Source organism: Streptomyces sp. RKAG290, assembly GCF_023701695.1.
Taxonomy (GTDB): domain Bacteria; phylum Actinomycetota; class Actinomycetes; order Streptomycetales; family Streptomycetaceae; genus Streptomyces.
Genome location: NZ_JAJOZC010000001.1, coordinates 2,219,106 through 2,239,001, shown reverse-complemented (window position 1 = coordinate 2,239,001; position 19,896 = coordinate 2,219,106). Strand labels below are relative to the sequence as shown.

Sequence of the window (19,896 nt, the reverse complement as noted above, 5' to 3'; positions counted from 1 at the left end):
ACCTGGTTGAATTCCGGCAGGATTTCCGGGAGGGCCGCTCCTTGCGGGGCGTGCAGAGGCCAGTTGTGGCAGTTGCGGGGAGAGCATGGACGACGGGAAGACCACCGAGCCGAAGGCGAAGTGGTGGAGCCGGCCCACGTCGGGGCGCAGCACACCCCCAGCGCCCCAGGAGCCGTCGCCCGTCGAGGACGCGGTGCCCCCGGTGGACGTGCCCGGCGTGAGTGAGGGGACGGAAGCGGAGGCGGCCCCGGAGGGGCCGGCGACGCCCGAGGCCCCCGCGCCGCAGGCTGCGAAGCCGCTCCACGAACCCGACCAGTACAGCACCCCGCCCTACGGCGGCCCCGGTCCCTGGGCCCCTGCACCTCCCGTGCAGCGACCGGTCCCGACTCCGGCCCACGGCACCCCCGTACCCCCGCCGTACGCGGGGACGAACGGCGCCGGCATGACGGCGGCCACCCCGCTCCCCGCCCCAGCGGCCACGTTCGCGCCCCCACTGCCTCCGCAGCCGCAGGGACAGCCCCAGCAGCCGCAGGGACAGCCCCAGCAGCCGCAGGGCCAGCCCCAGCAGCCTCTTCAGCCCCTGCTGCCGCAGCAGCAGGGCCACCAGCCTCAGCAGGCTCCGCCGCAGCAGCAGGGCCAGCAGCCTCAGCCGCAGCCCCCGTCGCCGCAGTGGCAGCAGTACGACCCCTGGGGTGCTCCCCGGCAGCCCCTCGTCACCAACCCCGGCCCGCCGCTCGGCCCCGACGGCGGCCGGCGGAGGAACCGGCGCGGATCGGTCCTCGTCGGTGCCCTGCTGCTCGCCCTGCTGGCGGGTGGCATCGGCGGCGGGATTGGTGCCTACATCGAGCGCAACGGCGGCCTCACCCAGGTCGAACTGCCCCAGGACGAACGCAACGGCGGCGGCCGCGCCCCCGACAGCGTCGCGGGCATAGCGGCCAGTGCCCTGCCCAGCGTGGTGACGCTGCACGTCAGCGGCACCACCGAGTCCGGCACCGGCACCGGCTTCGTCCTCGACGGCCAGGGCCACATCCTCACCAACAACCACGTGGTCGCCCCGGCCGGTTCCTCCGGCGAGATCACCGTGACGTTCAGCGGCGGCGAGACGGCGAACGCCGAGGTCGTCGGCAAGGACAGCGGCTACGACCTGGCCGTGGTCAAGGTCAGCGGCGTCTCGGGGCTGAAGCCGCTGCCCCTCGGCAACTCCGACAACGTGCAGGTCGGCGACCCGGTGGTGGCCATCGGGGCACCGTTCGACCTGTCCAACACCGTCACCTCCGGCATCATCAGCGCCAAGGACCGGCCGATCACCGCGGGCGGTGAGAAGGGCGACGGCAGCGACATCAGTTATGTCGACGCGCTGCAGACCGACGCGCCGATCAACCCGGGCAACTCCGGCGGCCCGCTGGTGGACACCGACGCGCACGTCATCGGGATCAACAGCGCCATCCGTGCCGCCGACAGCGGCTCGACCGCCGAGGGCGCCCAGGCCGGTTCCATCGGCCTCGGCTTCGCCATCCCGATCAACCAGGGCAAGCGCGTCGCCGAGGAACTGATCAACACCGGGAAGGCCACCCACCCCGTGATCGGTGTCACGCTCGACATGAAGTACACCGGGGACGGCGCCAAGGTCGGGCCGAAGGGCACCGACGGCAAGTCCTCCGTCACGCCGGGCGGCCCGGGGGCCAAGGCCGGGATCAAGCCGGGCGACATCATCGACGCGGTGGACGGCGAACGCGTGCACAGCGGCGAGGAGCTGATAGTGAAGATCCGCTCGCACCGGCCGGGCGACCGGCTGGAACTGGGGCTGACCCGCGGTGGCAAAGACCTGTCCATGTCTTTGACGCTCGGTTCGGCAACCGGCACGTGACGGCCACGGGAAGCTACCGCACGGACAGTTCCGCCGGGTACCGTGGGCGGTGTCCGGACCTCATCCGACCTGGTCGCGGAGAACACGAGGAGCCGCAAGGTGTTCAATGACATAGGCCCACTCGAGCTGGTGACGCTCGTGATCATCGGTGTGCTCGTCTTCGGTCCGGACAAGCTGCCCAAGGTCATTCAGGACGCCTCGCGCTTCATCCGCAAGATCCGTGAGTTCTCGGAGAGCGCCAAGAACGACATCCGCACGGAGCTCGGCCCGGAGTTCAAGGACTTCGACTTCGAGGACCTCAACCCCAAGACGTTCGTCCGCAAGCAGCTCATGGACGGCAACGACGATCTGGGGCTGAAGGAGATCCGGGAGAGCTTCGACCTGCGCAAGGAGGTCTCCGAGGTCACCGACGCGGTCAACGGCCGCGGGACCTCGGCCACGGGGGCGAAGAGCGGCGTGTCGGCCGGTTCGACGGTCAGCGCGGCCAACGGCTCCGCAGGCGCTCCCGACCTGCTCAAGAAGCGTGAACAGCCCGCGAAGGACGACCACCCGCCGTTCGACGCAGACGCCACCTGACACCCGTCAATCCCGACTCGTCCGGACCGTATGGCTATTCTCCATCTGTCCGGTTGTGAGGACGCCCGAGGGGGGCGGGCCGCTCCGGACCCTACGGATCGAGGAGGCGGCCGGACAGATGGAGACGACGAGTCGGGTGGGCGTGGATGGTGCGCCGGACACAGGCACGGCAGAGGGGGTGCCGGCGGCCCGGCTCACGGTCGACCGTTATCTGCAGGCGCCGTTCCCCTGGTACGGACTCGACGAGGCCTTCACCGGGCCCCGTTGGCTGATGCAGGTGGGCACCGCCGCGGACGGCACGGTGCAGCACGGCTCCACCGGTCACGGGGACGAACCTTCGGTGCGCAGCGACACGGGCGCGGAGAGACAGAGATTCGCGGCCGTCGTGACGGTGGCCAGCAGCCCGGTGCGGCGCAGCGGCGACGGCACGGGCGTCCTGGACGCGACGACGGTCTCCTCCGCGGCCTGGCTGGCGGGCTCCGGCCTGCTGGCGTGCACCTGGCCCCCGCAGATGGACCACACCCTGCGCGACGACTGGCTGGACCAGCAGACGGAGACGGCGTTCGAGCTCGCCGACGATCTGGACGGCCCCGCCTGGTCGGCGCTGTCGCTGCCGGTCGACGGTGTGCCGGTGGCCTTCCACTACCGCGAGTCCGAGTTCGGCTGGGTGCTGGCGGGCTCGGCGCACGGCGGAGTGCACATCGGGGCGTACGGGCGTGGGATGAGTGCGTACGGGCTGGGATTCTCGGTGGTCGGGGACATCAGGTCGTACGCGTCCTAGCCGGGGCGGCGCGCGGGTGCGGCGGCCGGGCGTCCGGCGGCCGCGTTGTCCTCAAGCGCCGGACGGGCTGGGGATGTCCTCAAGCGCCGGACGGGCTTGGGTGCCGGCCGTGACGGGCTGGGGATGTCCTCAAGCGCCGGACTGGCTTGGGTGTCGGCCGTGACGGGCTGAGGGGATGTCCTCAAGCGCCGGACGGGCTCGGCTGCCCGTCGTGACGGGCTGAGGGGACGTACTCGTTCTGTGCGTGAGCGCCGGGGGCCATCGGCCCCCGGCGCTCACGCGTTCCCGCGTCCGCGGTCAGAACTTGTTGCGCGGGGTGAGTCCCAGGGACATGCCGGACAGGCCGCGCTGGCGGCCGCTCAGCTTGTCGGCGATGGAGCGCAGGGCCTTGCCGGCCGGGGAGTCCGGATCGGACAGGACGACCGGCTTGCCCTCGTCGCCGCCCTCCCGCAGCCGCACGTCGATCGGGATGGAGCCGAGGACCGGCACCTCCGCGCCGACCGTCTTCGTCAGCCCCTCGGCGACCCGGGCGCCACCGCCCGAACCGAACACGTCGACCATCTCGTCGCAGTGCGGGCACGGCATGCCCGACATGTTCTCGACGACACCGACGATCTTCTGGTGGGTCTGCACGGCGATCGAGCCGGCCCGCTCGGCCACCTCGGCAGCCGCCTGCTGCGGGGTCGTGACGACCAGGATCTCCGCGTTCGGCACCAGCTGGGCCACGGAGATCGCGATGTCACCGGTGCCCGGCGGCAGGTCGAGCAGCAGGACGTCCAGGTCGCCCCAGTACACATCGGCGAGGAACTGCTGCAGTGCGCGGTGCAGCATCGGGCCGCGCCAGACCACCGGGGCGTTGCCCGGGGTGAACATGCCGATGGAGATGACCTTCACGCCGTGCGCGGACGGCGGCATGATCATGTTCTCGACCTGGGTCGGCTTGCCGTCCGCACCGAGCATCCGGGGCACGCTGTGGCCGTAGATGTCCGCGTCCACGACACCGACCTTGAGGCCGTCGGCGGCCATCGCCGCCGCCAGGTTCACGGTCACCGAGGACTTGCCCACGCCGCCCTTGCCGGAGGCGACCGCGTACACCCGGGTCAGCGAACCGGGCTGGGCGAACGGCACCTCGCGCTCCGCCGTGCCGCCGCGCAGCGAGTTCGCCAGCTCCTTGCGCTGCTCGTCGCTCATCACATCGAGCGTGACCTCTACCCGTGACACTCCTTCGACGCGGGCCACCGCGTCGGTCACGTTCTTGGTGATCGTCTCGCGCATCGGACAGCCGGAGACGGTGAGATACACCGTGACAGCGACCACACCGTCAGGATCGATCTCGACCGATTTCACCATGCCCAGCTCGGTGATCGGGCGGTGGATCTCCGGGTCGTTCACTGTCGCCAGTGCTTCAAGCACCGCGTCTTCCGTAGCCATACCGACGATGGTACGGCGCTCGCTCCTACGCACGGGTAGCTCCGTCAGCGGTCTTCGTCACTCTCGGCCGGGGACAGCACCCGCCGATCGTCCAGGTCCCGCACCAGGTCCTCCAGTTCGGAGCGGATCCAGTCGCGGGTGGCGACCTCCCCGAGGCCCATCCGCAGCGCCGCGATCTCCCTGGTCAGGTACTCGGTGTCGGCGATGGAGCGCTCGTTCTGCTTGCGGTCCTGCTCGTGCGTGACGCGGTCGCGGTCGTCCTGCCGGTTCTGCGCGAGCAGGATCAGCGGGGCCGCGTACGAGGCCTGGAGGGAGAGCATCAGCGTCAGGAAGATGAACGGGTACTCGTCGAACCGCAGGTTCCCGGGCGCGAAGATGTTCCACACCACCCACAGGATGATGATCAGCGTCATCCAGACGATGAACCGGCCGGTGCCCAGGAAGCGTGCGATCCGCTCCGAGAACCGGCCGAACGCCTCGGGGTCGTACTCCGGGAGCAGCCGTCGGCGCGGGTCCTTCGGCTGGTCGAGCCGGGCCCTGGGGGTACGGGTCAGCGCCGTTGAGCCGTTCGATGCCCTGGAGCGGTCCTCACCGGCCACGGAGCACCCCCTCGCGGCCGTGGAAGTCGGTCTCCCGCCAGTCGTCGGGCAGCAGGTGGTCGAGCACGTCGTCGACGGTCACCGCACCGAGCAGCGAGCCGCTCTCGTCCACCACGGGCACCGAGACCATGTTGTACGCGGCCAGATAGCTGGTCACCACCGACAGCGGGGTGCTCGGGGTCAGCGCCACCAGGTCGCTGTCGACGATCGAGCTGACCAGGGTGAACGGCGGGTCCCGCAGCAGCCGCTGGAAATGCACCGTGCCCAGGTACTTGCCGGTCGGCGTCTCGTCCGGCGACCGGCACACGTACACCTGGGCGGCGAGCGCCGGCGACAGATCCGCCTGACGGACCCGGGCGAGCGCGTCGGCGACGGTCGCGTCCGGGCGCAGGATGATCGGCTCGGTGGTCATGAGACCGCCCGCGGTCCGCTCCTCGTACGACATCAGGCGCCGCACATCGGCCGCGTCGTCCGGGCGCATCAAAGTCAGCAGCCGCTCCTTGTCCTCCTCGGGCAGCTCGGACAGCAGGTCGGCCGCGTCGTCGGGGTCCATCGCCTCCAGGACGTCCGCGGCGCGCTCCTCCTGGAGCTTGCCGAGGATCTCCACCTGGTCGTCCTCGGGGAGCTCCTCCAGGACGTCGGCGAGCCGGTCGTCGTCGAGTGCGGCGGCGACCTCCGCCCGCCGCTTCGGGGAGAGGTGGTGCAGGGCGTTGGCCACGTCGGTCGGGCGCAGCTTCTCGAACGTGGCGACGAGCGACTCCGCGCCCTGCCCGTCCTCCTCCAGCGAGAAGCCGCTGACCGCCGACCACTCGACCGTCAGGGTCTCGCCCTTGCGGCGCAGCGCCCCGCCCCGGCCCTTGCGTACGAAGTACTTGTCGATCTCCCAGTCGCGGCGGGCGGGCAGCTGCTGGATCGCCACGTCGAGGATGGTGACCTCCTCGCCGCCGTCCACCAGGCTGACCCGCCGGTCGAGGAACTCGCCGAGCACCAGACGTTCGGTGGGCCGCTGCTCGAAGCGCCGCATGTTGACCACACCGGTGGTGATGACCTGGCCCGACTCGATGCCCGTCACCCGGGTCATCGGGAGGAAGATCCGGCGCCGGCTCACCACCTCGACGACGATGCCGAGCAGCCGGGGCGGCCTGCCGCCGACCCGGAGCATCGCGACCAGGTCACGGACCCGGCCCACCTGGTCGCCGTTCGGGTCGAAGACCGGCACACCGGAGAGGTGCGAGACGAAGACCCGGGGCGTGCCTGCTGCCATGCCTGCGCCTCCTTGCTTCGCATCCGGTCTGTTCCGACATTTATTGCACCGTTATGACGGGATCAGGCTAGCCCGTACCGCTGCGGGGCGCCCCGGCGAGCCGTCCGTACGGCTCTCTGCCGGAAGGCGTAGGCGGCACGGGTACGCTGCCGTCTGCCACCCCCGCCATGCAGATGAGAGGCAGTGCGCCTGTGACCTCTTTTGTCCCGCCCGTCCGGGCCCGCCGCCGGACCGCCTCCCTCGCCGTCGTGCTCTGCGCGGGGCTGACCGCAGCCCTGGCCGCGTGCGCGGGCGAGGACCCGGACAAGGGGACCAACGGCATGGGCAGACTGGAGGCGCCGGAGATCGAGAAGAAGGCGCAGGCCGCCGCGGACTCGTCCGACGCGGTCCGGCTGGCCGGCACGCTGGTCAGCAAGGGCGGCACGTACAAGCTCAACATGCGGCTCAAGGGCAAGGGCGGCGCGGGGTCCGTCACCTCGAAGAACAGCACCTTCGAGCTGCTCCGGATCGGCGACGTGCTCTACCTCAAGGCGGACGCCGGCTTCTGGAGCCATGACACGAAGGACGCCGGGAAGGCGAGCGACGCGGGCGGAGCCGCGGCGGACAAGCTGGACGACAAGTACGTGAAGGTTCCCCAGGACGACCCCACGTACAAGCAGCTGCGCGGATTCACGGACAAGAAGGTGCTGCTCGACGGCCTGCTCAAGCTGCACGGCAAGGTCGCCAAGGGCGACCGCGACAAGGTCGGCGGTGTACGGACCGTCCGGATCACGGGCGGCGAGGGCGAGGGCGGCGCCCTCGACGTGTCCCTGGAGGGCAAGCCGTATCCGCTGCGCTTCGCGCGGGCCGGTGGCGGGGGCGTCATCACGCTCGCCGACTGGGGCAGGGACTTCGCGCTGAAGGCGCCGGACGACGACGACACGGTCGACTACGGGCAGCAGCTGCCCAAGTCCTCGTCCTCCTAGGCCGGGAAACGGTCCCGCGGGTCAGAGACCCTAGGGCTTCGAGGACTTCCTGAGCGACCGCTTCAGCAGCCGCGGCAGCCCGGCCGGCACCGGCAGGCGGGTGGTCGCGGTGGTGGGCAGCGGCGCCGCCGCACCCGAGGTCTCCGGCAGGTCCGTACGGGAATCGAGCGGCGCGAGCCGTACGATCCGGCACTCGCGCGCCCACCGCTCGGTCATCTGCTCGGCATCCGGTGCGTTGAGCCGCTTGCCCTTGAGCTCGGCGACCGCGGCCTCCCACTCCGCGGAGTGCGGTGCGAGCTGCGTCACCGAGGCCGTCCAGGCCACGAGGCGGCCGCCCTTGTCCTTGCTGCGCACGGTCACCTCGGCGGTGCCCCCGTCCGTGAGGCCGGCCGGGAGCGGCTGCTCGCCGGGGCCGTCCCCGACGAAGTGCGCCGCGCCCTCGTGCCACACGTGCCACAGCGCCCGCGCGGGTCCGGTGCCGCGCACCCAGACGAGGCCCGACTTCTTGGTGGCCTCCTCGACGAGGGCCTCTCCGAGCAGCGTGTCAGCAGCAGTCATGGGGCAGAGCTTACGACCTCGCCCGCGAGCGGCCGCGGGGGAAGGGCCGGGTCCTGCCCGGTCCTTCAGAGCCAGCCGTTGCGCTTGAGCATGCGGTGGATGGAGAAACAGATCACTCCGATGAAGCCCATCACCATCGGATAGCCGTACGTCCAGCGCAGCTCCGGCATGTGCTTGAAGTTCATGCCGTAGACCCCGCAGATCATCGTGGGCACCGCGACGATGGCCGCCCAGGACGTGATCTTGCGCATGTCCTCGTTCTGCGCGACGGTCGCCTGCGCCAGATTGGCCTGGAGGATCGAGTTGAGGAGTTCGTCGAAGCCGATGACCTCCTCCTGCACCCGGACGAGGTGGTCGGCGACGTCCCGGAAGTACTTCTGGATGTCCGGGTCGATCAGCCGCATCGGCCGCTCGCTGAGCAGCTGCATCGGGCGCAGCAGCGGCGACACGGCCCGCTTGAACTCCAGCACCTCGCGCTTCAGCTGGTAGATCCGGCCGGCGTCCGAACCGCGCGGGCTGCCCTTGTCCGGGGTGGAGAAGACCTCGATCTCCACCTCGTCGATGTCGTCCTGCACCGCGCCCGCCACCGCGATGTATCCGTCGACGACGTGGTCGGCGATGGAGTGCAGGACCGCAGACGGCCCTTTGGCGAGCAGTTCGGGGTCGTCCTGGAGCCGGTGGCGCAGCGCGCGCAGCGAGCCGTGTCCGCCGTGCCGCACGGTGATGACGAAGTCCCGGCCGGTGAAGCACATCACCTCGCCGGTCTCCACGACCTCGCTGGTCGCGGTCAGCTCGGCGTGCTCGACGTAGTGGATGGTCTTGAAGACGGTGAACAGGGTGTCGTCGTACCGCTCCAGCTTCGGCCGCTGGTGGGCGTGCACGGCGTCCTCGACGGCCAGCGGGTGCAGCCCGAACTCCCGGGCGATGCCCGCGAATTCCTCCTCGGTCGGCTCGTGCAGGCCGATCCAGGCGAAGCCGCCCTGTTCCCGCACGCGGAGCATCGCCTCGTGCGGCGTACGGCAGGTGCCTTCCTCCTCCGCGATGCGTCGTCCGTCGCGGTAGACCGCGCAGTCGACGACGGCGCTGGAGGCCGACGGGTCACGCGTGGCGTCGTAACTGTTGTGCAGGGTGTTGGTCTTGCGCAGGGACGGGCGCACCACGGCGCGCAGGTCACGGATCATCGACATGGCTGGCTCCTTCACGGAGGGCCGTCGGCGAGGGCGTGGAACAGCCCGGAATGGGGACGTGGACTCACGTCCGCAAAGCGGGCGGCACCGCGGCAGCGCGATGACGGCGTTCGCTACAGACAGGCAAAAAGGAGTGCTCTTCCGTCGTGCGAAATGCCATGAGCCTTGACCGAGAAGGCGTCAGATCACAGAAGAAAGGTGTCGAGCGGAAGAGCGGCTAGTACTGCACGGTCGACTTGGATCCACCGCAGCCCCACCTCCTCCGGTCGGTCCCCCGTAGGGGATGACGTTTCGTCGGGACTTGAGAGCAACGCTTCTGCGTGCTGTCCCGACCGGCGGCCCAGGCTATCAGTCGGCACAGGCCCAATCTCTTACTTTGCCCGTTCCATACGCGTCCTATGCTCGCGGCATGGCAGAAATTCTTCCTCTGGTCGAGGCCCGTCTGCGGACGGCCCTGGGTGAACCGGACGCACGCGCGGCAGTGACGTTTCTCGGTACGGACCGGATCGAGGTGCTCCGTTTCATCGACGGCGACGTCGTGAGGTACGCCACGCTCGGCATGTCCGCGCAGCCGATGGCCGACCCGACCGAGGTGCTCGCCGACCCGGTGAAGGGGCCGCGGGCCGAGCTGGTCGTCTCCGTGCGGGCCGGCCTCGCCGACACCGACCAGGTGCTGCGCAAGCTGGCCGTGCTGGCGGCCTCGCCGCAGGTGGAGGGGCTGATCGTGACCCCGGGTGCCTCGCTTGACGTCGGTGAACCGCTGTGGCCGGGGGCGCCGTTCAGCTCCGTGCTCGTCGCCGAGCCCGGCGGACTGGTCGAGGACCTGGAGCTGGACGCGCCCATGGAGGCGGTGCGCTTCCTGCCGCTGCTGCCGATGACGCCCAACGAGGCGGCCTGGAAGCGGGTCCGGGGCGCGCAGGAGCTCCAGGAGCGGTGGCTGTCGCAGGGGACGGACCTGCGCGATCCGCTGCGCGCCTCGGTGGCCCTGGACTGAGCCGGCTGAGGCGTACGGAACACGAATGCCCCGCCACGCGGCCAGGAGGGCGAGCCGCGGGCGGGGCGCTGCGGGGTGAGGGTGCCTCAGTTGGCGAAGACCGTGACGCCGTCCTCGGTGGCGTGCTTCGGCTCCAGTTCCGCGGCCTCGTGCGTCAGTGCGGAGCGCCGGACCCAGACGACGACCGCGCCGAGGACAGCCGCGACGGCGGCGACCACGAACGGGATGTGGATATTGCTCCACTCCTCGATCTTCGGGGCAAGGTAGGGCGCCGCGGCCGCGGCGAACCAGCGGACGAAGTTGTAGCCGGCGCTGGCCACCGGGCGCGGCGCGTCGGACACCCCGAGCGCCAGCTCCGTGTAGACGGTGTTGTTCATGCCGATGAAGGCGCCCGAGACGATCGTGCAGACGACGGCCGCCGTGTGGTTGCCGTATCCGAGGATCACCAGGTCGGCGGCGAGCAGCACCAGTGAGGTGCCGACCACCTTGAGCGAGCCGAAGCGCTTCTGCAGCCGCGGCGCGACGAGCACCGAGAAGACGGCGAGCAGCAGGCCCCAGGCGAAGAAGACGGCGCCGGACTTGTACGGCGACATGTTCAGCACGAACGGCGTGAACGCCAGGATCGTGAAGAACGCGTAGTTGTAGAAGAACGCCGAGGTCGCCACGGACGCGAGCCCGCCGTGGCCGAGCGCCTTGATCGGGTCGAGCAGCGAGGTCCTGCGGGCCGGCCTGGGCTGCTCCTTGAGGAAAGCCGTGATGCAGACGAAGCCGATGGCCATCAGCGCGGCGGTGCCGAAGAACGGGTAGCGCCAGCTGGCGTCACCGAGCAGTGCGCCGAGCAGCGGTCCGCAGGCCATGCCGAGGCCGAGCGCCGACTCGTAGAGCAGGATCGCCGCCGAGCTGCCGCCCGCCGCCGCGCCGACGATCACGGCGAGTGCGGTCGACACGAAGAGCGCGTTGCCCAGGCCCCAGCCCGCCCGGAAGCCGACCAGTTCCGCGACGGAGGACGAGGTGCCGGAGAGTGCGGCGAAGACCACGACCAGCGCCAGGCCGGCCAGCAGCGTCTTGCGGCCGCCGATGCGGCTGGAGACGAAGCCGGTGACGAGCATCGCGACGGCGGTGATCAGGAAGTACGAGGTGAAGAGCAGGGACACCTGGCTGGGTGTCGCCTCCAGGCCCTTGGCGATGGACGGCAGAATCGGGTCCACCAGGCCGATTCCCATGAACGCGACAACAGAGGCGCCCGCTGTGGCCCAGACGGCCTTCGGCTGGCGCAGGATGCTGACCGTTCCTTGGTCGAACGGATCCTCTCCCTGCATGGCTCTTCTCGCTCTCCACTAGGTCGTTGTGTTATGCACAGAATAAGTTAGAGGAGCTAATAAATGCAAGTTACATCTAAATCTCCTGGTGAGAGCCACGCTGCGGAAGGGTGATCGTCCTTGACGCGGCGACGACCGGGGAGGACCGTTGGTCGCTATGAGGGGCGAACCCAGTTGCCCGAAGTGCGGAGGCCGGGTCAAGGCGCCCGGTTTCTTCGACGACACCTGGCAGTGCGATGTGCACGGCAGCGTGCACCCGATGCAACCGGTCATCCCGCCGAGCGTCGAGGCGCTCGGTGTGGCGGTGCACCGCGCCCAGGTGCCGGTGTGGATGCCCTGGCCGCTCCCGGTCGGCTGGCTGTTCACCGGTGTGGCGTGTGCGGGCGACGACCGCGGCGGCGGCCGGGCCACCGCGGTGGCCTGTTCAGGACCGGGGCCGCTCGGCGGCGTCGGTGAGCTGCTGCTCGTCGCCGAGGAGCTCGGCGTCGGGCTCGGTGCGCGGTACGCCGGGGTCGACGGGCCAGACCCGGGACCGCAGCTGCGGGTGGAGGGGCCGCCGGACGTCAAGGTGCTCGCCGCCGGACGTCCGACCCCGCTCTGGCACGTGAAGCACGCCCCCGACGACCGGGCGGTCTTCGCGGGTGAGGCGCGCGGACTGTGGCTCTGGGCCATCGTCTGGCCGGAGCAGTCGGGCCTCCTGATGTACGACGAGCTGGTGCTGACCGACCTCCGCGATGCCGGGGGAGAGGTCGACCTCGTCCCCTGCGGCGCGCTCACCCCCCGGCTGCTGACGGGGCCCTGAGCGGCCGGAACCCGCCCGTTCGCCGGTTATCCTTGGGCGTCCCCCCGTCCGGCTGCGAGCACTGGAGTACGTGTCGTGCGCATCGACCTGCACACCCACTCCACCGCGTCGGACGGCACGGACACCCCCGCCGAGCTGGTGCGGAACGCCGCCGCCGCGGGGCTCGACGTCGTCGCCCTCACCGACCACGACACGGTCCGCGGGCACGCCGAGGCGGCCGCGGCCCTGCCCGAGGGGCTCACCCTGGTCACCGGCGCGGAGCTCTCCTGCCGGCTCGACGGCGTGGGCCTGCACATGCTGGCGTACCTCTTCGACCCGGACGAGCCCGAGTTCGCGCGCGAGCGCGAGCTGGTGCGCGACGACCGGGTGCCGCGGGCCCGGACGATGGTGCGCAAGCTCCAGGAGCTCGGCGTGCCGGTCGAGTGGGAACAGGTCGCACGGATCGCCGGCGCCGGATCGGTCGGGCGGCCGCACATCGCCACCGCACTGGTCGAGCTCGGCGTAGTCGCCACCGTCTCCGACGCCTTCACGCCGCAGTGGCTGGCCGACGGCGGACGCGCGCACGCCGACAAGCACGAGCTGGACCCCTTCGACGCGATCCGGCTGGTCAAGGCCGCCGGCGGCGTGACGGTGTTCGCCCACCCGGCCGCCGTCAAGCGCGGCGAAGTGGTCCCCGAGTCGTCGATCGCGAAGCTGGCCGCGGCCGGGCTCGACGGCATCGAGGTCGACCACATGGACCACGACGAACCGACCAGGGCCAGGCTGCGCGGCCTCGCCCGCGAGCTGGGGCTGCTGACCACCGGTTCGAGCGACTACCACGGCAGCCGCAAGACCGTACGGCTCGGTGAGTACGCCACCGACCCCGAGATCTACGGCGAGATCACCCGGCGCGCCACGGGAGCCTTCCCGGTACCGGGAGCCGGCGGACCCGTCACCGCGTAACGGCACCCGCGCACCACACCCTGCGCGGCCCGCACCACCACTCGTCCCACCCCCGCGCACCGGCCCGTCTCGGCTGCCGTCAGGATCCTCCGACGGAATGCCGGTCCGGCGCCCGCGCCGTGCGCTCCTCGGCCCGAATTCTCGTTCCCTCTCCTCGCAAGGCTCACTGTGTTCGACGTCGCTGTCTTCGGATCCCTTTTTCTCACGCTTTTTGTGATTATGGATCCGCCCGGAATCACCCCGATCTTCCTGGCCCTCACCGCCGGCCGCCCCGCCAAGATGCAGCGCCGGATGGCGCTGCAGGCGGTCTCCGTCGCCTTCGGCGTGATCGCCGTCTTCGGCGTCCTCGGCCAGCAGATCCTGGACTACCTGCACGTCTCCGTCCCCGCGCTGATGATCGCGGGCGGACTGCTCCTGCTGCTGATCGCACTCGATCTGCTGACCGGCAAGACCGACGAGCCGACGCAGACCAAGGACGTCAACGTGGCGCTCGTCCCGCTGGGCATGCCGCTGCTCGCCGGGCCCGGTGCGATCGTCTCGGTGATCCTCGCCGTGCAGCACGCCGACAGTGCGGCGAGCCAGATCTCGGTCTGGACGGCGATCGTCGCCATGCACGTCGTGCTCTGGCTGACCATGCGCTACTCGCTGCTGATCATCCGGGTCATCAAGGACGGCGGCGTCGTGCTGGTGACCAGGCTGGCGGGGATGATGCTCTCCGCCATCGCCGTGCAGCAGATCATCAACGGCGTCACCCAGGTCATCCAGAACGCCTGACCCGGCCCCGGACACCACAGCGCCCCCGCACGGTCGATCCGTGCGGGGGCGCTTCGTCTTTACGTCGGCAATGCGTTACGAAGCCGAGCTGTCGGCCGGGCGGATGTAGATGCGCTGGCCTATCGCGGCGGCCTGCTGCACGATCCGGTTGACGGAGGCGGCGTCCACGACGGTGCTGTCCACGGCGGTACCGTCGACATCGTCGAGTCGCATGATCTCGAAGCGCATATGGCTTCCCTTCGTCTGATCCTCCTGCTGGAGAACTACTGGGAGGACGGGTGGCCCGTCCGCAAGGATGAAGAGCGCCAGGCATCTCTGTCTCGCGCCCCACGGGGTGTACAACGACTTGCTCCCTGCAATCATTCCCTACGCTAAGGAAATTTTTTGGATGTCTAAGTACCAGCAGGTAACCGAGCATGCGCGGACGACGACATCCGCGACGAGGCCCGCATGAACGAGGCAGAGATCGGCGAGCGGCTGGACCGCGCCAACGAGCTGCTCCAGCGCATGCTCGCCGAGGTGTCGAAGACCCCCTCGACCCACGCGATCTTCGTGGACGCGGGCTACGTGTACGCCGCGGCCGGGCTCCTGGTCACCGGCACCGAGGACCGGCGCTCCTTCGACCTCGACGCGGAGGGGCTGATCGAGGCCTTCATCGACAAGGCCCGCACGATCTTCGCGGACAGCAGACTGCTGCGCGTGTACTGGTACGACGGAGCCAGGCGCCGCATCCACACCGTCGAGCAGCAGTCCATCGCGGAACTCCCCGACGTCAAGGTCAGGCTCGGCAACCTCAACGCCAACAACCAGCAGAAGGGCGTCGACTCACTCATCCGCACCGACCTCGAATCCCTCGCCCGCCACCGCGCGATCAGCGACGCCGCCCTCGTCGGCGGCGACGAGGACCTGGTGTCGGCCGTCGAGGCGGCGCAGGGCTACGGCGCTCGCGTCCACCTGTGGGGCATCGAGGCCGGGGAAGGCCGCAACCAGGCCGAACCACTGCTCTGGGAGGTCGACAGCCAGCGCACCTTCGACCTCGACTTCTGCCGCCCGTACGTGACCAGACGCCCCGTCACCACCTACGAGGACGACTCCCCCGCGCCCTCGCGGGAGGACGTCCGCTTCGTCGGTGCGCAGATCGCCGCGACCTGGCTCGCCGCCCGCGGCCGCGAGTCCCTCGCCGACCTGCTGCCCGGGCACCCGTATCTGCCGGGCTCCGTGGACCAGGACCTGCTGGTCGAGGCCGAACGCCTGCTGCAGCACTCGCTGCGCGGCCACGCCCATCTGCGAAGGGCGCTGCGCGACGGCTTCTGGCAGCACCTCCAGGCGCAGTACTGACGGCTGTCCCCGTGGTTGCCGGCGCCGCCTACAGGCTGTCCCAGAAGGAGACGAGTGCGGCCGCCGTCGGCCCCGGCCGGTCCGTGTTGGGGGAGTGCTCGGCGCCCTCGATCCGGGTCCGGCGCGCACCGAGGCGCACCGCCATCGCGTCGAGCAGCGGTACCGGCCAGACGTCGTCGCGCTCGCCTGAGACCACGTGGACCGGCATCCCCGTGGCGGCGACCTCGGCCACCCGGTCCGGTTCGGTGGCCAGCTGACGGCCGGTGGCGATGAGCTGGGCGGGGCGGTGGCGCAGCCAGCGCCGCCGCATGTCCTCGCCGCCCGTGTCCGCCTCCGCCGGCGGGTCGAAGGCGCGCATCGCCGCCCAGACGTCGTCCATGCTCATGGTCGCGAGCGCGTCACCGAGGATCTTCAGCTTGACCTGCTGGGACTGGACGACCTCGGCCGGCCCCGACGACATCAGCGTGAGTGACCGGAACGGCGCGGCGTCCAGGAGCACCGCGGCCCGGCCGATCTGCCCGCCGAGCGAGTGCCCGAGCAGCTGGACCGCGCCGTCGCCGAGGCCCAGCGCGGCCGTCTGGGCCAGTACGTCGCGGGCCAACTCCACCTGTGCGTAGGACTCCTGACGATCCGTCCCCTCGCTCTCGTACTGGCCGCGCCCGTCAACGGCGACGGCACGGTAGCCGGCCTCGGTGAGCGGTTCCAGCAGGGCGATGAAGTCCTCCTTGCTGCCGGTGAACCCGGGCAGCAGGAGAGCGGTGCCGCGCGGTTCGGCAGGCGGCACCGCGTCCAGCACGGCGAACTCCCCGCGCGCGGTGTGCAGTGCACGGGCGCGGGCGCAGGGGGGCGGGGTGAAGGTGGGTGGCCGGCTCATGGGAAGAGGTTATGCCGTGGAACGCCGGACGGGCCCGAGGCAATCCCTCGGGCCCGTCCGTCACATTCGATGCCGGCCGGTCCGGGGTGACCCCCGGACCATCCGGCGGCGCTCAGCCCTCGGACTTCGCGGCAGCCGCGCGCGGCGCGCGACGCCTGCGCGGCTTGGCCTCGCCGTCGGTGGCGGTCTCCGCCACGGCATCCGTCTTCGGCTTGGCTGCCGTACGGGTGCGGCGACGCGGCCTGTCCGTCTCGGGCTCGGCCATCGGCGCGATCTGGAAGTCGACCTCGTCCTCGGCCGGCTTGATCACCCGGGCACGGCGACGCGGCTTGGTGACCGTCTGCGCCTCGGGCGCGGGCTCGGCCACGGGGGCGGTCTGGAAGTCGACCTCCTCCGTCACCGGCTTGGCGGCCCGGGCGCGGCGGCGACGCGGCTTGGCCTCGGTCACGGCTTCGGCCTCGGTCACGGCCTCCGCCTCGACCACGACTTCGGTCCTGGCCTTGGCCGCCCTGGTCCTGGTCTTCACCGCGGGCGGCGCGGTGTCGATGACGACGACCGGAGCCTCCGCCACGTCCACCGCTGCCTCGGCGGCGACGTCCGGTGCACCGACCCGGCCGCGCCGGCGCCGGCGCGGCGTGCGCGGCTCGGCGGGGCCGTCCGTGGACTCGGGGGCCTCGACGACGGCCTCGGTGGCGGGTGCGGGCACCGTGGTGGCGCCCTCTTCGGCCGCGGAACCGCCACGGGTGCGACGGCGCTGACGCGGGGTGCGCGCGGGGCGCTCCTCGCGGACGGCGGGAGCCGGGGCGGCGGCGGACTTGCGGCCACGGCCGCCCGTCTCGCCGAGGTCCTCGATCTCCTCGGCCCGCAGACCGGCGCGGGTCCGCTCGATGCGCGGCAGGACACCCTTGGTGCCGGCCGGGATGCTGAGCTCCTCGTACAGGTGCGGGGACGTGGAGTACGTCTCGACCGGGTCGGGGAACTTCAGGTCCAGGGCCTTGTTGATCAGCTGCCAGCGCGGGATGTCGTCCCAGTCGACCAGCGTGATCGCGATGCCCTTGGCACCCGCGCGGCCGGTCCGGCCGATCCGGTGCAGATAGGTCTTCTCGTCCTCGGGGGACTGGTAGTTGATGACGTGGGTCACGCCCTCGACATCGATACCGCGGGCGGCGACGTCGGTGCAGACGAGCACGTCCACCTTGCCGTTGCGGAAGGCGCGCAGCGCCTGCTCACGGGCGCCTTGGCCGAGGTCGCCGTGGACCGCGCCGGAGGCGAAACCGCGCTTCTCCAGCTGGTCGGCGATGTCGGCGGCTGTCCGCTTCGTACGGCAGAAGACCATGGCGAGTCCGCGGCCGTCGGCCTGGAGGATGCGCGAGACCAGCTCGGGCTTGTCCATGTTGTGCGCGCGGTAGACGTACTGCGCGGTGTTCTTGACGGTCGTGCCCTCGTCGTCGGGCGAGGTGGCGTTGATGTGCGTCGGCTGCGACATGTAGCGACGCGCCAGACTGATGACCGCGCCCGGCATGGTCGCCGAGAACAGCATCGTCTGCCGCTTCGCCGGCAGCATCGTGATGATGCGCTCGACGTCGGGCAGGAAGCCCAGGTCCAGCATCTCGTCGGCCTCGTCGAGAACGAGGACGCGGATGTGCGAGAGGTCGAGCTTGCGCTGGCCCGCCAGGTCGAGCAGCCGGCCCGGGGTGCCGACGATCACGTCGACGCCCTTCTTGAGGGCCTCGACCTGGGGCTCGTACGCCCGGCCGCCGTAGATCGCGAGCACGCGGACGTTACGGACCTTGCCGGCGGTCAGCAGGTCGTTGGTGACCTGCTGGCAGAGCTCGCGGGTGGGGACGACGATCAGGGCCTGCGGCGCGTCGGTCAGCTTCTCGGGCGCTGCCCGGCCTGCCTCGACGTCCGCGAGGACGGTGACGCGCTCCAGCAGCGGAAGACCGAAACCGAGCGTCTTGCCGGTGCCCGTCTTGGCCTGTCCGATGACGTCGGAGCCGGAGAGCGCTACGGGGAGCGTCATCTCCTGGATGGGGAAGGGGGACATGATGCCGACAGCTTCGAGGGCTTCGGCCGTCTCGGAAAGAATCCCGAGGTCTCGGAACGTAGTCAGGGTATTGCCTCTTCTGTGAAACGCGATCCGAGGCGAACGAAGGGGGTCGTACCGTGCCGGGGTTGGTCATCCGGCCGTGGATTGGCCGAGTGGCGCGGGACCACTGCCGTCGCTCGAGCGCTCGTGCCGCTGAGGGGCCCCTCATCTGCGGTCGTACAGGGCGTACGCGTCGCGTGGAGGGCTGTCGGGTCGGAGCCGATCGGGCCACCGACCGGGCATCCTCATTCAATTTCGCGCCACGAGCAGTTGCAAAATGCTCAGTAAGCGCAATACCACTGTACCCCGGATTCGCGCATCTGTGTTGGGCGAATTCATCGGAACGGTGTGACGTCAGTCGTCGGCCGGACCCCTCGACCCCTCGGCGGGCGGGCTATTCTGCGCTCCATGGAGACGCCTGACAACGCCACGGAAACCCCCGCATCCACCAAAATCGCCGACCAGGACTGGGCCACCGCGTCCACGGAGCCGCAGTACAAGGCCGCCGTCGTTGACCTGCTCGGAGCACTTGCCTACGGGGAGCTGGCGGCCTTCGAGAGGCTCGCCGAGGACGCCAAACTCGCGCCGACGCTCGGCGACAAGGCGGCGCTGGCGAAGATGGCGTCCGCGGAATTCCATCACTTCGAGCGGCTGACGGACCGGCTGACGGCCATCGAGGTGGAGCCGACCGCCGCGATGGAGCCGTTCGCCAAGGCCCTCGACGACTTCCACCGCCAGACCGCCCCGTCGGACTGGCTGGAAGGCCTGGTCAAGGCCTACGTCGGCGACTCGATCGCCAGTGACTTCTACCGCGAGGTCGCCGCCCGCCTCGACGCGGACACCCGCTCGCTCGTGCTCGCCGTGCTCGACGACACGGGGCACGGCAACTTCGCCGTGGAGAAGGTGCGGGCCGCGATCGAGGCGGAGCCGCGGCTCGGCGGCCGGCTCGCGCTGTGGGCGCGACGGCTGATGGGCGAGGCGCTCTCGCAGGCGCAGCGGGTGGTGGCGGACCGCGACGCGCTGTCGACCATGCTGGTGGGCGGGGTGGCCGACGGGTTCGACCTGGCCGAGGTCGGCCGGATGTTCTCGCGGATCACCGAGGCCCACACCAAGCGGATGGCCACCCTGGGTCTGGCTGCCTGAGGGCCGTCCGGCAATCGGGACAGCCCTCAGCCGGTGCCGCCGGGGTCCGGGAGAGCCCGGTCCCCGGGGCCACGGTGGCGGCGTCAGACCGCCGCCGACCGGCTCAGACGGCGGCTGCGCGGCCTGATCAGCAGGGACAGCGTCACCGCGGAGATCAGCACCGAGCCGACCAGCGTCGCGGCCGCGTGGCCCGGGCCCAGGACGGAGTGCGTGAGATACGCGCCGAACAGGGCTCCCAGGGCGCCGGCACCGAAGACGGTCCGACGGGCCGGGAGGCGGCGCGACAGGGAGCGGAGCGCCGCCCAGGAGAGGGCGAGTCCGAACACGACGGAGCCCAGGGTTTCCAAGATCACAGGCGATCACCTCGCAGGTACGGGGCGGGCAATTCGGTCT

The 19,896-nt window shown here is 70.8% G+C and carries 20 protein-coding genes; 10 read left to right on the top strand and 10 right to left on the bottom strand.

Annotated features, from left to right (window positions below; genetic code table 11):
• The first annotated feature begins 85 nt into the window (after positions 1-85).
• The 3 genes from LNW71_RS09365 (at position 86) to LNW71_RS09355 (ending at position 3,224) form a co-directional block, all read left to right on the top strand.
• A complete protein-coding gene (locus LNW71_RS09365) occupies positions 86-1,867 on the top strand; it encodes a S1C family serine protease (protein ID WP_250967811.1) in 1,782 nt (593 codons plus the stop codon).
• Positions 1,868-1,966: 99 nt separating this feature from the next.
• Positions 1,967-2,443, top strand: coding sequence for a sec-independent translocase (locus LNW71_RS09360; protein WP_250967810.1), 477 nt, complete (start codon positions 1,967-1,969; stop codon positions 2,441-2,443).
• A gap of 118 nt (positions 2,444-2,561) precedes the next feature.
• Positions 2,562-3,224 carry a hypothetical protein gene (locus tag LNW71_RS09355; protein WP_250967809.1) on the top strand — a complete coding sequence of 221 codons (663 nt, stop codon included), beginning with the start codon at positions 2,562-2,564 and terminating at the stop codon, positions 3,222-3,224.
• A gap of 297 nt (positions 3,225-3,521) precedes the next feature.
• Here LNW71_RS09355 and LNW71_RS09350 read toward each other — a convergent pair whose 3' ends face one another.
• The 3 genes from LNW71_RS09350 to LNW71_RS09340 are packed head-to-tail and all read right to left on the bottom strand — an operon-like array spanning position 3,522 to position 6,518.
• Positions 3,522-4,655: an Mrp/NBP35 family ATP-binding protein gene (locus LNW71_RS09350; protein WP_250967808.1), complete on the bottom strand. Its 1,134-nt coding sequence runs from the start codon at positions 4,653-4,655 to the stop codon at positions 3,522-3,524.
• A gap of 44 nt (positions 4,656-4,699) precedes the next feature.
• Positions 4,700-5,254: a DUF1003 domain-containing protein gene (locus tag LNW71_RS09345; RefSeq protein ID WP_250967807.1), complete on the bottom strand. Its 555-nt coding sequence runs from the start codon at positions 5,252-5,254 to the stop codon at positions 4,700-4,702.
• Positions 5,244-6,518, bottom strand: coding sequence for a magnesium transporter MgtE N-terminal domain-containing protein (locus tag LNW71_RS09340; protein WP_250967806.1), 1,275 nt, complete (start codon positions 6,516-6,518; stop codon positions 5,244-5,246). The genes LNW71_RS09345 and LNW71_RS09340 overlap by 11 nt, the downstream gene beginning before the upstream one ends.
• A 191-nt stretch (positions 6,519-6,709) precedes the next feature.
• Here LNW71_RS09340 and LNW71_RS09335 point away from each other — a divergent pair, with 191 nt between their 5' ends.
• Positions 6,710-7,483: a hypothetical protein gene (locus tag LNW71_RS09335; protein WP_250967805.1), complete on the top strand. Its 774-nt coding sequence runs from the start codon at positions 6,710-6,712 to the stop codon at positions 7,481-7,483.
• Between the two features lie 30 nt (positions 7,484-7,513).
• Here LNW71_RS09335 and LNW71_RS09330 read toward each other — a convergent pair whose 3' ends face one another.
• Positions 7,514-8,041, bottom strand: a complete 528-nt coding sequence (locus LNW71_RS09330; RefSeq protein WP_250967804.1) for a hypothetical protein — start codon at positions 8,039-8,041, stop codon at positions 7,514-7,516.
• A gap of 65 nt (positions 8,042-8,106) precedes the next feature.
• Complete coding sequence (locus tag LNW71_RS09325) at positions 8,107-9,228, bottom strand: magnesium and cobalt transport protein CorA (protein WP_250967803.1); 1,122 nt, start codon at positions 9,226-9,228, stop codon at positions 8,107-8,109.
• A 409-nt stretch (positions 9,229-9,637) separates the two neighbouring features.
• Between LNW71_RS09325 and LNW71_RS09320 the strand changes: the two genes are divergently transcribed.
• Positions 9,638-10,222 (top strand): suppressor of fused domain protein, encoded by a 585-nt coding sequence (locus tag LNW71_RS09320; RefSeq protein ID WP_250967802.1) that lies wholly within the window; start codon positions 9,638-9,640, stop codon positions 10,220-10,222.
• Between the two features lie 86 nt (positions 10,223-10,308).
• Here the strand turns inward: LNW71_RS09320 and LNW71_RS09315 are convergent, their stop codons facing one another.
• A complete protein-coding gene (locus LNW71_RS09315) occupies positions 10,309-11,541 on the bottom strand; it encodes an MFS transporter (RefSeq protein WP_250967801.1) in 1,233 nt (410 codons plus the stop codon).
• Positions 11,542-11,698: 157 nt separating this feature from the next.
• Here LNW71_RS09315 and LNW71_RS09310 point away from each other — a divergent pair, with 157 nt between their 5' ends.
• The 3 genes from LNW71_RS09310 (at position 11,699) to LNW71_RS09300 (ending at position 14,059) form a co-directional block, all read left to right on the top strand.
• The gene (locus LNW71_RS09310) at positions 11,699-12,343 is read left to right on the top strand and encodes a DUF6758 family protein (RefSeq protein WP_250967800.1); all 645 of its coding nucleotides are present in this window, start codon (positions 11,699-11,701) and stop codon (positions 12,341-12,343) included.
• A gap of 75 nt (positions 12,344-12,418) precedes the next feature.
• A complete protein-coding gene (locus tag LNW71_RS09305) occupies positions 12,419-13,285 on the top strand; it encodes a PHP domain-containing protein (RefSeq protein ID WP_250967799.1) in 867 nt (288 codons plus the stop codon).
• 168 nt (positions 13,286-13,453) lie between these two features.
• On the top strand, positions 13,454-14,059 hold the full coding sequence (locus tag LNW71_RS09300; RefSeq protein WP_250967798.1) for a MarC family protein: 606 nt from the start codon (positions 13,454-13,456) through the stop codon (positions 14,057-14,059).
• A 75-nt stretch (positions 14,060-14,134) separates the two neighbouring features.
• Here the strand turns inward: LNW71_RS09300 and LNW71_RS09295 are convergent, their stop codons facing one another.
• The gene (locus tag LNW71_RS09295) at positions 14,135-14,287 is read right to left on the bottom strand and encodes a hypothetical protein (protein WP_093692475.1); all 153 of its coding nucleotides are present in this window, start codon (positions 14,285-14,287) and stop codon (positions 14,135-14,137) included.
• 222 nt (positions 14,288-14,509) lie between these two features.
• Here LNW71_RS09295 and LNW71_RS09290 point away from each other — a divergent pair, with 222 nt between their 5' ends.
• Positions 14,510-15,397: an NYN domain-containing protein gene (locus LNW71_RS09290; protein WP_250967797.1), complete on the top strand. Its 888-nt coding sequence runs from the start codon at positions 14,510-14,512 to the stop codon at positions 15,395-15,397.
• A 28-nt stretch (positions 15,398-15,425) separates the two neighbouring features.
• Here the strand turns inward: LNW71_RS09290 and LNW71_RS09285 are convergent, their stop codons facing one another.
• Together LNW71_RS09285 and LNW71_RS09280 are read right to left on the bottom strand one after the other, a co-directional pair.
• Positions 15,426-16,271: an alpha/beta fold hydrolase gene (locus LNW71_RS09285; RefSeq protein ID WP_250967796.1), complete on the bottom strand. Its 846-nt coding sequence runs from the start codon at positions 16,269-16,271 to the stop codon at positions 15,426-15,428.
• A gap of 112 nt (positions 16,272-16,383) precedes the next feature.
• A complete protein-coding gene (locus LNW71_RS09280) occupies positions 16,384-18,318 on the bottom strand; it encodes a DEAD/DEAH box helicase (protein WP_250967795.1) in 1,935 nt (644 codons plus the stop codon).
• A 450-nt stretch (positions 18,319-18,768) separates the two neighbouring features.
• Between LNW71_RS09280 and LNW71_RS09275 the strand changes: the two genes are divergently transcribed.
• A complete protein-coding gene (locus LNW71_RS09275) occupies positions 18,769-19,503 on the top strand; it encodes a ferritin-like fold-containing protein (protein ID WP_250967794.1) in 735 nt (244 codons plus the stop codon).
• 83 nt (positions 19,504-19,586) lie between these two features.
• Here the strand turns inward: LNW71_RS09275 and LNW71_RS09270 are convergent, their stop codons facing one another.
• Positions 19,587-19,856: a hypothetical protein gene (locus LNW71_RS09270; protein WP_250967793.1), complete on the bottom strand. Its 270-nt coding sequence runs from the start codon at positions 19,854-19,856 to the stop codon at positions 19,587-19,589.
• Positions 19,857-19,896: the final 40 nt, after the last annotated feature.